This is a genomic window from Mucilaginibacter sp. (genome assembly GCF_965201005.1).
Classification (GTDB): Bacteria; Bacteroidota; Bacteroidia; order Sphingobacteriales; family Sphingobacteriaceae; genus Mucilaginibacter_A.
Map to the genome: position 1 here is coordinate 2,793,413 of NZ_OZ241747.1, position 13,142 is coordinate 2,806,554.

The window sequence follows — 13,142 nt, forward strand, 5'->3', positions numbered from 1 at the left end:
TGAACCTGATGAAGAACTTTTTTAAAAAATACCTGATAAAAACAGCATTGGTTTCAGGCTTAGCAACCGGGCTGTCATCCTGCACCAAAGATTTTGTAGCTTTAAATACCAACCCGGATGCCGTTTCTACCGGTACACCGCAGTTTATTTTCAGCAAAGCACAGTACGATGGCACAGGCAATATGCTCAACCTGTTGCTGGGCACCATGCAATATACCACCAGTTTTAACGATGTGGCCGGTTTTGGCTCTAAGTATGTACAAAGCCAGGCCAATTCATCGTCCAGCGCATTCAGTAATGCTTATCCAAACGAAATCAATGAAATCGGAGAAGTGATCAAAGGCGTGACCGGGGATGCAGCAAAAGTGAATTTACTGGCCGAAGCCCGCATCTGGCGCGTTTACTGTTTCAGCCGCTTAACAGATCTTTATGGCGATATACCTTATTCGCAGGCCGGGCAAGGTTATACCAACAGTATTTATGCACCAGTTTACGATGCGCAAAAAGATATTTATGCCAACATGCTTGCCGAACTGGATGCCGCTGCCACCAGTTTGGATGCGGCAAAAATCACATTTGGTTCTTCTGATTTGATTTACGGCGGCAATACTGCACAATGGAAAAAATTTGCCTATTCATTAATGCTTCGTTTGGGTATGCGGATGACGAAGGTTGACGCCAATGCGGCACAAACCTGGGCAACTAAAGCCATTGCTGGTGGTGTAATACTGGCCGATGCGGATGTGGCAAAAGTGGCTTATGTAGGTTCCGGACAGGATATCAACAAAAACCCGCTGGCTTTAAACCTGCTCAATTCTGATTACATTAAGGCTGATGGCAAAAGCAATACCGAAGGCGGCAAATACCAAGACGTGTTTATCAATTATTTAAAGACAAATACCGACCCGCGCCTGCCTGTGATTTCTGTGGTTTATACCACCGGCACGGCAGATACAACTTCGGCCAATCAAAAAGGCATGTCGGCCATGCTGAGCACCAAACCGGCAGATTTTGTAACTTTTTCAGAACCGCGCCAAAATACACTGTTGCTGTTGTCTTCACCCCGTATCGTTTTTTCTGCTGCCGAATCTTATTTTTTACTGGCAGAAGCGGCACTACGCGGCTGGTACAGCGGCGCAACTGCTACGGCTTCCTATCAAAACGGTATCAGCGCGGCCATGCGGCAATGGGCCATTATCGCGGGTGCCAACGGAACCATCAGCACCAACCAGATCAACACTTATATCCGCTATCACCAGCTAAATACGGCCGGGACATTCGCCCAGCAAATGGAGCAGATACATACCCAGTTTTGGGTAGGTGTTTTTCCGGATGCGCAGGAAGTTTTTGCCAATTACCGTCGCACCGGTTATCCTGCGTTGGTGCCCAACAATTATGTGGGCAACGCAACAGGCGGTTTGATTTTCAGGCGGATGCTGTACCCGGTTTCCGAACAAAATTTAAATACAGCTTCGTACAAGGCAGCAATTGCGCGGCAAGGAGCAGATTCGTTTTTAACGCGTGTTTGGTGGGATAAACAATAAATCCGCTATTAAAAGGTTAAGTTATTTGCGGAAAGCTGACCACTTTCTGCAAAATTCAATTTTAAATGATGGATAAGTTTTTTCTGCGGATGCTTCTTTTACCGCAAAAAATTTGGTTTGCCTGAAGCATTATTATGGCGACAACAAAAGTTTTTCCGCAGGATTTAAATTAACGGGCAATACTGTTTTTACACTATATTTTTTGTATAAAACCTGTAATTTCAGCTTTAAAAAAATAACATTACGTTTTAAACAATTTAAAAACTTCACCTAATTAAATATGCAAACAGAGCGCAGATCAATTTTAAAGAAAATGCTGGCCTCACTGGCCGGGGTTTCGGTTTTCGGATTATCGGCCAAAGCCAGTCAGTTCGTTCCGGATGAAAAAGAAGTCAACAACATTACCAATTACCAGGATGTACCGTTGTTTTCTTCTTCAACCAAACTTGGCAATATGGTTTTCATAGCCGGACAAGGTGCGCATGTGGCGCCTTTCGAGATCAAGGCTCACACGGAAATTGTGTTGAAATTGTTGGAAAACGAACTGATAAAAGCCGGTTCGTCCATGCAAAAAGTTTTGAAAGTAAACGTTTACCTGAATGATATTGCCGATTACGCCGGCATGAACGAAGTGTACAAAGGCCGCTTCGGTAAAAAACCGCCCGTGCGTACTACCGTGGCTGTTGCTAAAGGCGGCGTGCCCGGAAACTCGCTGGTGGAGATGGATTGTATCGCTTACATATAGTGTTTTTATCACCTAAAAATTAAAATCAAAACGAAATGAAACGCAGAGATGTGATCAAAAGCCTGACCGCTTTGCCGCTGGTTGGTGGTTTTGTTGGAAGCCTGATCCCGGATGTGGCAACTGCAGCTCCGGCCGCGCCAAAACGCGATTTGTTTAAAGAGCTGGGCGTTACGCCAACCATTAACGCAGGCGTAACCATGACTTTTTTGTCCGGTTCGCTGATGATGCCGGAGGTTTTGGAAGCAATCAATTCCACTTCGCACGATTTTGCCAACATGTACGAGCTGCAGGATAAAATCGGGGCAAAAATCGCCGAAATGCTGCACGTAGAATCGGCCATGGTAACATCCGGCGCGGCTTGCGCCATGCTTTTGGGCACAGCGGCATGCATCACCGGCACCGATGCCGAAAAAATAAAAATGCTGCCCAACCTGCCCGGCCCGCGCCCGGAAGTGATTATGCAGAAAACGCACCGTTATCTTTTTGACCAGGCAGTAAGCACCACCGGTGCAAAAATTGTGGAGGTTGAAGGTGCGGACGGTATGCAAAAAGCCATCAACCCAAACACGGTAATGGCCTTGTTTTTTAATGCTGCGGACAAAAGCAGCATTAGCCATGAGGATTTTGTGCGGATTGCAAAAGCCAAAAACATCCCGACTTTTTTGGATGCCGCTGCAGATGTTCCGCCGGTAGAAAATTTGTTCAAATTTCAGAAAATCGGTTTTGATCTGGTTACTTTTTCGGGCGGGAAAATGATCCGCGGCCCGCAAAGTGCCGGTTTGTTGTTCGGGCGGAAAGATTTGATTGCCGCTGCCAGGTTAAACCACTCTCCGCATGAAGCACCGATTGGCCGCCCGATGAAAGTGAACAAAGAAGAAATGTTCGGGATGTATGCCGCACTAAAATCTTACCTCGAACGCGATCATAAAAAAGAATGGGAAGATTGGCTGCAGCGCGCCAAACGCATTGGCACACAGCTGGAAACCGTGCCAACGGTAAAAACAGAAACACATATTGACCCTGGCCCGGCCAATGCTTTCCCGAGTTTGGATGTGGTTTGGGATTTCAGCAAAGTAAAAATAAAACCACAGGAAGTGCTTGCCGCGCTGAAAAACGGAACGCCAAGTATTGTGGCCAATGGCAACGATAAAAAGCTGAATATCGGTGTGGTTTTGCTGCGGCCCGATCAGGTGGATGTTGTTGCCAAACGCGTGAAAGAAGTTTTGCAGCAGGCAGTTTAAGCAGATGCTTCTTTTATCAGTGTTTTTTTGGTATGAAAAGAATATAAAAGAAAGGTCATCCCCCTAACCCCCTTCAAAAGGGGTAAGTATAGTTTGATACCTTTCTATCTGCTACTTTCAAGTCGATAGAAAGGTCTGCGAGCGATTTCCCCTTTTTAAAGTTAGGTGTGTGATTCTAAATATAACAACAAAGAATTTTGAATTAAAATGAGAAGAATACTTCTTTTACCACTATTTTTTTGGTGTTTTTGTCAGGATTTAAAAGCGCAAACCTATTCCATCGTGATAAAGGGCGGCCATGTGATCGACCCAAAAAATAACCTGGACGGCTTGATGGACGTTGCCATTCAGGATGGAAAAATTGCCCTGATCTCCAAAAACATCGATGCCAAAAAAGGCCTGCAACTGGTTGACGCCAAAGGGTTTTACGTTACACCGGGTTTGATCGATATCCACTCGCACAATTTTTGGGGAACAGAGCCAGACCATGCTTACGAAAACGGAAACCTGGCACTTCCGCCGGACGGTTTCACTTTCCGTAATGGCGTAACCACCGTGGTAGATGCGGGCAGTTCCGGCTGGCGTACTTTTCCAACTTTTAAGGCGCAAACCATCGACCAATCCCAAACGCGCGTACTGGCTTTTTTAAACATTGTGGGCGAAGGGATGCGCGGCGGTTACGAACAAAATACCATGGATATGGATCCGCGGATGGCCGCATATGTTGCGCGGCGTTACAAAGATTTGATCGTAGGTTATAAAGTTGCCCATTTTGAAGGTCATGAATGGACACCGGTCGATCATGCGATAGAAGCTTCTAAACAATCCGGCGGCATCCCGCTGATGATCGATTTCGGGGGAAGCAACCCGCCGCTTTCCATCGAAGAATTGTTTATGCAGCACCTGCGGCCGGGCGATATTTTTACACATTGTTTCGGTCAGCTGGGCGGCCGCGAATATATTGTTGACCTCTCTACTCAAAAAGTAAAACCTTTTGTTTGGGAAGCCCGCAAAAAAGGGATTTATTTTGATGTAGGCTACGGCGGCATCAGTTTTGCGTACTCACAGGCCATCCCGGCACTTAAAGAAGGTTTTTTCCCGAATTCCATCAGCACAGATATACACGTGGGCAGCATGAACAATGCCATGAAAGATATGCTGACCACGATGTCTAAATTTTTGGCAATGGGCATGAGTTTGAAGCAGGTGATCCAGGCCAGCACTTCTAATCCTGCACACGAAATCCACCACGAAGAATTAGGGAACCTATCTGTTGGCACGGATGCCGATGTGGCCATTTTAAACCTGCGCGAAGGTAAATTCGGCTTGTTTGATTATACCGGTTACAAGCTGCAAGCCAGCAAAAAACTGGAATGTGAAATGACGATCCGCGGAGGCAGGGTTGTTTATGACCTGAACGGGATTGCCGACCCGATTTATCCGCCAAAAATTATGGCAGAAAGCGAATTGAAAGCCAGAAAATCCGAAACACACTAAACTTAAAGAGGTTGCCAATGCTTCTTTTATCAACCTAAATTGAATGAAAAGTAAATTATACTTCGGTTTAACAATACTGTTTTTAGCTACCTTTTTTAAGCAGTCATCCGCCCAAACTATCCCAAAAGAAGAACTGATTTTTTTAACTTCTGCCTGGAAAGGGGAACGTTTTGCAGATGGCAGGCCAAAAATTCCGGACGCTTTGATTGCGCGCGCCAAAAATATAGGCATAGAAGAAGCATGGACAGTTTTGCGCAACGAAGGCTACAAAAACCAGTTTGAAGGAAATTGGAAATTAGTGCACGATGATGTACCGGTTGTTGGCCGCGCCGTTACCGCCATGTTTATGCCCACCCGGCCGGACATCGAAAAAAATATTAAAGAACGCGGTGCCCAGCAAGGCCGCAAAGGCAACACCAATGCCTGGCCGATAGATATATTGACCAAGGGCGATGTTTACGTGGCCGATGGTTTTGGCAAAATTGCAGGCGGCACATTGATTGGCGATAACCTTGGAAATGCCATTTTTAACAAAACCGGGAACGGGGTGATTTTTAATGGTTCTGCGCGCGATCTGCAAGGATTGAGCGCGATAAAAGGCTTTAATGCTTTTGTGCGGGATTTTGATCCGTCTTACCTGGAAGAAATGGTTTTGACCGGCCTGAACACGCCAATCCGGATTGGCCATGCCATCGTTTTGCCCGGAGATTTGGTTTTGTCTGAAAAAGAAGGCGTACTGTTTATCCCGGCGCATTTGGCCGAAACCGTGATTGCCACTGCAGAATTTATTGCCTTGCGGGACGAATTTAGCCATGCCATGCTTAAAGCAGGAACTTTTAGCACTGGCGAGATTGATAGTGAATGGGGCGAACCCATCCGCGTTGCTTTTATGAAATGGCAGGATCAGCAGAACAAAAAAACAAAAATAAGCCGTGCCCAATTAAATGAGTTCATGAAAAAAAGAACCTGGTAATGATGATGAATTTCCTGATCATATTGTTTGTGGCGATGGCGGCCGGCTTTCGTTTTTCGCCGGTTTTAAAAGGCTATTCGTACACGCTTTTAATTTTTGCTGCAGTAACTACTGCGTTGCATTATCCGCAATATTTTGTAGAACTGAACGGTTTTAAATTTGCCGTTTTGATCACGCCGCTTATCCAGCTTATTATGTTTGGCATGGGCACTTCCATGGGTTTTCAGGATTTTGTAGGTGTGATAAAAATGCCGAAAGGTGTGATCATCGGCGTGTTCAGTCATTTTTTGATCATGCCGTTGCTGGGTTTTACGCTGGCCAGTTTCAGCGGTTTCCCACCGGAAATTGCGGCCGGGATTATCCTGATCGGCTGCTCGCCAAACGGTATGGCCTCCAACGTTATTTCTTATCTGGCAAAAGCAAACCTGGCCTTGTCCATTACCATAACGGCAGTTTCCACGCTTTTATCACCATTTTTTACACCGTTTTTAATGAAGTTTTTTGCCGGTGCTTTTATCCAGATTGATATTTTAAAAATGATGTGGGACATTACCAAAATGGTAATTATCCCGATCGGTGCCGGATTGATTTTCAACAAGCTTTTTACCGGAAAAGTAAAATGGCTGGATAATTTAATGCCGCTGGTTTCCATGTTTGGCATCACCTTCATCATTGTGATCATTACCGCGGCCGGGCGCGACAGCTTGATGAACATTGGTTTTGCGCTGATTGGTTTAGTGCTGATACACAATTTGTTAGGCTACACTTTTGGTTACTGGTCGGGCCGGTTATTCAAGATGGACGAACGGGATTGCCGCACCATGGCCATAGAAGTTGGGATGCAAAACGGCGGATTGGCTTCCGGGCTGGCCAAAGAGATGGGCAAAATGGCCACCGTTGGTTTGGCTCCGGCAGTTTTTGGCCCGCTGATGAACGTAACCGGCTCCATCCTAGCTTCTTACTGGCACCGCAAACCGATTTTGACCGGCATAGATATTTCTGAACCTGAAGAACAATCGCTTACCTAATGCTTCTTTTATCGGTATAAAATCATCAACATAAAAAAAACTTATAGAATTTGCTAAACCCAGTTTGTATATGAACCCCGAACATACAAATAAGCTGAAAACAGTTTCAAACAGAGAAGTCCGTTTGACCAGAATTTTCTCCGTCAGTTTAGGTTTGATACTGTTTTTATCGGCCTTTTCTTGGTATAGTTTCAAGTCAATTTTGCCTAAAAGCGACCCGGACAACGGTGGACTTTTTTTGCCGCAAGGTTTTGAAGCGGTAGTTGTGGTAGATAGTCTGGCCGGACAAGCGCGCCACATTGCCGTAAATAAAAACGGTGATATTTATGTAAAAGCCAGAAATCATCAGGCAAACGGCGGTTATGGCAATATTGCCCTGCGCGATACGAACGGCGATGGTAAAATGGACATCATCCGGCCGTTTGGCACTTATGATGGCCATACTTATGGCACGGCCATGCGTATTCATAACGGTTATCTGTATTTCAGTTCGGAGCTGATGGTTTACCGGCAAAAACTTAAACACGGCCAATTAGTACCTGATAGTAAAATAGATACCATTGTAATTGATCAGCCGCCTTACCACGAGCATCAAACCAAACCTGTTGCTTTTGATGATAAAGGCCATATTTTTGTGGGTTGGGGGGCCGGTTCTAACGCCGGCCAGGTTGCCAATCGGCAGCCCGGATCACCCGGTGTTGGTGTGCCGGATTCGCCAAACCAACAAAACCCGTGGCTGACAGATCATGGCGGTATCTGGATGTTTGATGCCAACAAAAAAAACCAGCAGCAAAAAGATGGTGTAAAATATGCAACCGGTTTGCGCAGTATTGTAGCGTTAGAATGGGACCCGAAAAGCAAATCGCTTTATGCAGTTAGCCACGGCCGTGATGATTTCCGGTTGCTTTGGCCGGATTTGTACACGCCCTGGGAAAGTGCCATGCTGCCTGCCGAAGAGTTTTTTAAAGTAAACCAGGGTTTTGACGGCGGCTGGCCTTACTACTATTACGATCAGCTTAAACATAAAAAACTACTGAACCCGGAGTTTGGCGGCGATAAAACAAAAGAAGGAAAAGGTGCACAACTGCCGCAGCCGTTAATTGGTTTTCCGGCGCATTTTGCCCCGAATGATCTGTTGTTTTATAAAGGCAAGCAATTCCCGGAACGGTATAAAAACGGTGCTTTCATCGCTTTTCATGGGGCAACCAACCGCGCGCCGTACCCGCAGGCCGGTTATATGGTTGCTTTTGTGCCTTTTGCAGATGGAAAACCGTCTGGTGATTGGGAGGTTTTTGCAGATGGGTTTGCTAAAGTTGATCCGATTGTGAACGTGAGCGATGCCGTTTACCGCCCGATGGGTTTAACAGAAGGCCCGGATGGTTCGTTGTATATCAGCGATACCGAGAAAGGAAAAATTTGGCGGGTAATGTTTAAGGGCGATAAAAAAAGCTTCGGGCAAACTCAACTGGCGGCGATGCTGATCCGGAAAAACACCGCTTCCAACATTAAAACGCCGGACGAGATTGCCGACAACTTAATCCGTGGCAAAGCAACTGCATCGGCAGTTTACAGTACTTATTGCGTTTCCTGCCATCAGGCCAATGGCAAAGGTGATGGCAACCGTTTTCCGCCTGTTGCCGCATCAGAATGGGTTAATGGGGATAAAACCAAACTCATCAGCGTAATTTTAAATGGTTTGAACGGGCCGGTTATGGTAAAAGGATTGTCTTACAACGAAGTAATGCCCGCACACGGCCGGTTTTTAAGCAATGAACAGGTGGCAGAAGTATTAACCTACATTAAATCAAATTTCGGGAACACGCCAGAAACGGTTACACCCAAAGAAGTGGAAGCTGTTCGTAAAGCAACTGCAAAACCTTAATTTCGACTTATGATTTCAGCAATTTTCAACCTAAAGATCAAGCAGCATAAACCATTTTTGGTGATGCTGTTTTTATCAGCCTTTTTTCGGGCTGAAGCACAATCCTCCGCAGAAAAACTTTTTACTTCTGCAGTTTTCACCCCAAAAAACAGTTTCACCGCCGGGGTTGAAGGTCCGGCGGTTGATCGGTACGGAAACATTTATGCCGTGAATTTTGATCATGATGGCACGATCGGGAAAATCACGCCCGACGGAAAAGCCGAGGTTTTTGTGGAATTACCTGCGGGAAGTGTGGGCAACGGAATCCGTTTTGACAGCCACGGCAACATGCTGATTGCGGACTATACCAAGCACAATATCCTGAAGGTTGATATGAAAACCAAGCAGATCAGTGTGTTTGCGCATGAGGACAAGATGGCACAACCGAACGATATTGCAATCGACAAAAACAACCGTTTATACGCCAGCGACCCGAACTGGAAAGCCGGGACCGGTAAAATATGGCGGATCGACACCGACGGAAAAGTCACTTTACTGGATAGTATGGCCACCGTAAACGGCATTGATGTAAGCCCGAACGGAAAAATTTTGTATGTAAACGAAGTACGCAAAATCTGGGCTTATGCCCTGTCTGCCAAAGGCGGAATCAGCCATAAACGTTTGCTGATCGAGTTTCCGGATTTTGGCATGGACGGGATGCGCTGTGATGCAAAAGGGAACATTTATCAGGCCCGGTATGGCAAAGGCACAGTTGCAAAAGTATCACCTGAAGGAAAGATTTTGCAGGAAATTAAATTGATCGGCCAAAAGCCCACCAATGTTTGTTTTGGCGGGCCGGATGGAAAAACTGTTTATGTTACCTTGCAGGATCAGGGAAACCTGGAAAGTTTCCGGGTGGACGAACCCGGCCGCGAATGGACAATGATGCACAAAAAGTAAACCGCCATACTGTTTTTACCGACATAATTTCATCAACCTGAACTTCAATTAAAATTTACGCCGCTGTAATTGGAACGGATGACCACTTTATTGTCCGAACCGGATTTGCCAACATAACCTTTATAATTTCTGGTGGAAATATAGCTTCGCGTGCCTTTTTCCGGCTGATCCTGAATTTTTACAAAATCATCGTTATGGTTAAACTGGCTGTAGTGCACGGTTACATCAAAACCAAAGTTTTCAGAACCGCTCAAATCCAGCAAAACTTTGGTATAATTGGCATTAATGGCCAGGCTTTTTAACGTTTTGTCCAGATTATTGATGGTTAAACCTGCACCATAATTCACATTAATGTTCGCTGAGGTTTTTAACCGTTCAATCCGTACCGGCGAATAGCCGACCGCAGCATTGAGATTGTTGGCCGTACCGATTTTCAAATCACCGTAGTTAAACTTTAAATTACCACCGTTCAGGCTTTCAATATTGGCACTGCCGTAATTTATTTTTAGATCATTGGCGGTGTTGCTTAGCTCTTTAGCCGTAAAACTCCCGTAACTGCTGTTGATCATGACCGGCCCTTCCAAATCCGGCAAAACCACGGCACCATAGCGGTTGGTAATGTCCAATGCGTTTTTTACCGGCATAAAAACAGTATAATTGATGGTGATTTTACGGTTCACATTACTTCGGCCAAAGCTAAAAAAGCCATTATTTTTGTTTTGTTCTGTGATGTTGGTTTTAAAAGAAACACCGTCCTGATCCTGCGAAGAAACAATATCTACCGCATCCAGCAGTTTTTGGGTTTCGGTATCTTCGCTTGTGCCAACCGTAATTTCCACATCCACTTTAAACTCCTTTTTGTTCCAGGTATTTACCGTGATTTTTCCGTACTGATTGTTGATCGTCAGCTTTTCATTCTTATCTGCCGGATAGCTTTTACTGAAAGTTTTTGTTTTTTCGATCATTTTTTCCTGCGGAAGTTTTTTCCCGGAACCAGTGATAGTCAGGTCATCAAAATCACTCAAACTGCCAATACTGGCCTGGATGTTATTGCTGAGGCTTCTGCTTAAAGAACGTAAACTATCCACCCAAACAAAACTTTGCAGACTATCCAACCGCTGGAAGTTCCATTTTTTAAAACCATCTGTGTTCAGTTTCAGTTTTTTTTGAATGTGCTGGCGTTGCAAATCCGCCATTTGCTTTTGCAGCCCGCGCATGTTTTGCTGCAGGTTTTTCATCTGCTGCTGATAATCTTTTTGCTGGTTTACATCCGGTTGTTGAGGCAATGCCGGTTGCTGCTGCGCAAGACTTTGCAAAAAAAACAGGGCTAAAAACAGCATTGAAATCCCGCGTCTATATGTTTTTTGTTTCATTTTGAGTTTGCTTTTTGGTTTGATTATAATCTTCTATTACCTGCAGCTGCTGGTTCAGCAACTCGGTTTGTACTTTTAAATTCCGGATCATCGCCCGTAAAACCCGTTCCTGATTGGGGCTGTTAGGCAATTCCTGGTTAAGTTTTTTGTAGTTTTTGTCCATATCAACCAGTACGGAATTAAACTCGCGGTACAACTCCGGGTCGGTTTTCGCAACCGCTTTCAATTCGGTGCGTTTGCTTTCCACTTCAGCTGCATAGCGCGTTTGCATCCGGGCAAATTCGGGGTTAATCTGCGCCAGATCAACAGGTTGCCGATGCTGTTTTTGCAGGTAAAAAACAAACCCGGCAGCCATCACCAAAATAATACCGGCGGCAACGCGCAACACAAAACCCAGCGAAAAGCTTTTTTTTGGTTTGCTGGTTTTAAGTAGCTGCGGCAGGCGTTTTTCTATCTGCTGCCACAAATCCGTGTCCGGTTCGCGGCCGTCAAAATCATTTTTATGTTGTCTGATAAAATCTTCTAACCGTTTGCTCATTTTAAATGTCCTTTCTGTTTTAATAGTTCGATTAGCTTTCTTTTCGCCCTTAAAAATTGCGTTCTGGATGAATTGATGCTGATGCCCAGCACCTGCCCGATCTCTTCATGATCATAACCTTCCAGCAAAAAAAGCGAAATAATTACCCGGGAAGCTTCCGGCAGCAACTGCATTGCTTCTTTTATGCGCTCAATTTTGTATTCAGTTTCTTCGTTGTCGGGTTCTTCTTCTACTGCAAAATCAGTTGTGTTTTCATCCAAATCCACTAATTCGGCCTTCCTTTTCCGCAAAAAACCGATTGAACGGTGGACCACAATTTGCTTCATCCAGGCACCAAATGTGGTTTCCTGCCTGAAATCCTGTATCCGTGCAAACGCATCCTGCAAAACATCTTTGGCCTCGTCTGTATCGTTTACTATCCGGAAAGCAACATTGTACATCGCTTTTGAATACAATTTATACAACTCAAAATGAGCGGTTTTGCTGCCTTGTTTGCACCGGGCAACCAGGTCAAAATGTTTATCTGTAAAAACGGCTTCCAAAGTATTCGGCTTTCATATCAACTGACGCAGCATTTTTTTAAACGTTACAATTTGCAACCTAAAATTGTAAAGGATTTATTTTATACCAAAATTTACCCGGTAAAAACAGCATTTGATTTCGTTTTTTTGATTTTTGCAGATGAAACAACCGCAAACAAGTTACCCATCCAAACAGTATATTTAGCTTTATGAACCTGCCACAAGTACACCCGGATTTTTTTAATGTTGCTTATAATGACCTGATCAAAATCGGATTGGCCATATTTTTCGGCGGCATTTTAGGTCTGGAGCGGCAATACAAGCACAAAACGGCCGGTTTGCGCACCGTCATCCTCATCTGTCTGGGTTCGGCAATGTTTACTTTGGTGGCACAAAAAGGCGGGACCAACGTAAATGCGAACGTCATCACCGGTATTGGTTTTATTGGTGCCGGGGTGATTTTTAAGGACGGTTTTACGGTTAGCGGACTTACAACGGCGGCCGTGATCTGGATTTCGGCGTCTATCGGCGTGGCAACCGGAACCGGCGATTATACGTTATCGCTGATTGCCACTGTTTTAACGATTTTAATTTTATCCGTTTTTAGTTTGCTGGAAGATTACATGAACAAAATACACGCCAAAAAAGTATATGTGTTGGTGTTTTGCGATGCTGATTTTGAGCACATAACCACTTTTGAAAACATGGCCAAAGCGCAGCAATTAGTTTCAGAACGGCTGTCGATCAACAAAAAAGAAAATAATCTGCAGGCGATGATGGAAGTGACGGGCAATCAAAACAACATCGGCAAATTGAGCGAACTGCTGGCCAAAAGTCCGGTTGTTCGCTCTTTTTAAGCTG

At 44.9% G+C, this 13,142-nt stretch carries 12 protein-coding genes; 9 read left to right on the forward strand and 3 right to left on the reverse strand.

Annotation, left to right across the window (positions count from 1 at the left end; translation table 11 throughout):
- Positions 1 to 8 precede the first annotated feature (8 nt).
- The 8 genes from ACOFKR_RS12805 (at position 9) to ACOFKR_RS12840 (ending at position 9,849) form a co-directional block, all read left to right on the forward strand.
- Positions 9 to 1,544 carry a SusD/RagB family nutrient-binding outer membrane lipoprotein gene (locus ACOFKR_RS12805; protein WP_419801200.1) on the forward strand — a complete coding sequence of 512 codons (1,536 nt, stop codon included), beginning with the start codon at positions 9 to 11 and terminating at the stop codon, positions 1,542 to 1,544.
- A 280-nt stretch (positions 1,545 to 1,824) separates the two neighbouring features.
- Positions 1,825 to 2,289, forward strand: coding sequence for a RidA family protein (locus tag ACOFKR_RS12810; protein WP_419801201.1), 465 nt, complete (start codon positions 1,825 to 1,827; stop codon positions 2,287 to 2,289).
- A 35-nt stretch (positions 2,290 to 2,324) separates the two neighbouring features.
- Positions 2,325 to 3,530: an aminotransferase class V-fold PLP-dependent enzyme gene (locus ACOFKR_RS12815; protein ID WP_419801202.1), complete on the forward strand. Its 1,206-nt coding sequence runs from the start codon at positions 2,325 to 2,327 to the stop codon at positions 3,528 to 3,530.
- Positions 3,531 to 3,737: 207 nt separating this feature from the next.
- Positions 3,738 to 5,027 (forward strand): amidohydrolase/deacetylase family metallohydrolase, encoded by a 1,290-nt coding sequence (locus tag ACOFKR_RS12820; protein WP_419801203.1) that lies wholly within the window; start codon positions 3,738 to 3,740, stop codon positions 5,025 to 5,027.
- Positions 5,028 to 5,070: 43 nt separating this feature from the next.
- Positions 5,071 to 6,000: an RraA family protein gene (locus ACOFKR_RS12825; protein WP_419801204.1), complete on the forward strand. Its 930-nt coding sequence runs from the start codon at positions 5,071 to 5,073 to the stop codon at positions 5,998 to 6,000.
- The gene (locus tag ACOFKR_RS12830) at positions 6,000 to 7,028 is read left to right on the forward strand and encodes a bile acid:sodium symporter family protein (protein ID WP_419801205.1); all 1,029 of its coding nucleotides are present in this window, start codon (positions 6,000 to 6,002) and stop codon (positions 7,026 to 7,028) included. Before ACOFKR_RS12825 ends, ACOFKR_RS12830 begins: the two co-directional genes overlap by 1 nt.
- Before the next feature lie 70 nt (positions 7,029 to 7,098).
- Positions 7,099 to 8,910: a c-type cytochrome gene (locus tag ACOFKR_RS12835; RefSeq protein ID WP_419801206.1), complete on the forward strand. Its 1,812-nt coding sequence runs from the start codon at positions 7,099 to 7,101 to the stop codon at positions 8,908 to 8,910.
- Between the two features lie 9 nt (positions 8,911 to 8,919).
- A complete protein-coding gene (locus ACOFKR_RS12840; protein WP_419801207.1) occupies positions 8,920 to 9,849 on the forward strand; it encodes an SMP-30/gluconolactonase/LRE family protein in 930 nt (309 codons plus the stop codon).
- A gap of 44 nt (positions 9,850 to 9,893) precedes the next feature.
- On the opposite strand, the gene ACOFKR_RS12845 is transcribed toward ACOFKR_RS12840, so the two are convergent.
- The 3 genes from ACOFKR_RS12845 to ACOFKR_RS12855 are packed head-to-tail and all read right to left on the reverse strand — an operon-like array spanning position 9,894 to position 12,302.
- Positions 9,894 to 11,222 (reverse strand): hypothetical protein, encoded by a 1,329-nt coding sequence (locus ACOFKR_RS12845; protein ID WP_419801208.1) that lies wholly within the window; start codon positions 11,220 to 11,222, stop codon positions 9,894 to 9,896.
- Entirely contained in the window at positions 11,203 to 11,760 is a 558-nt protein-coding gene (locus ACOFKR_RS12850; protein ID WP_419801209.1) for a hypothetical protein, read from the reverse strand. Before ACOFKR_RS12850 ends, ACOFKR_RS12845 begins: the two co-directional genes overlap by 20 nt.
- The gene (locus tag ACOFKR_RS12855; protein WP_419801210.1) at positions 11,757 to 12,302 is read right to left on the reverse strand and encodes an RNA polymerase sigma factor; all 546 of its coding nucleotides are present in this window, start codon (positions 12,300 to 12,302) and stop codon (positions 11,757 to 11,759) included. Before ACOFKR_RS12855 ends, ACOFKR_RS12850 begins: the two co-directional genes overlap by 4 nt.
- Before the next feature lie 188 nt (positions 12,303 to 12,490).
- Between ACOFKR_RS12855 and ACOFKR_RS12860 the strand changes: the two genes are divergently transcribed.
- On the forward strand, positions 12,491 to 13,138 hold the full coding sequence (locus ACOFKR_RS12860; RefSeq protein WP_419801211.1) for an MgtC/SapB family protein: 648 nt from the start codon (positions 12,491 to 12,493) through the stop codon (positions 13,136 to 13,138).
- Positions 13,139 to 13,142: the final 4 nt, after the last annotated feature.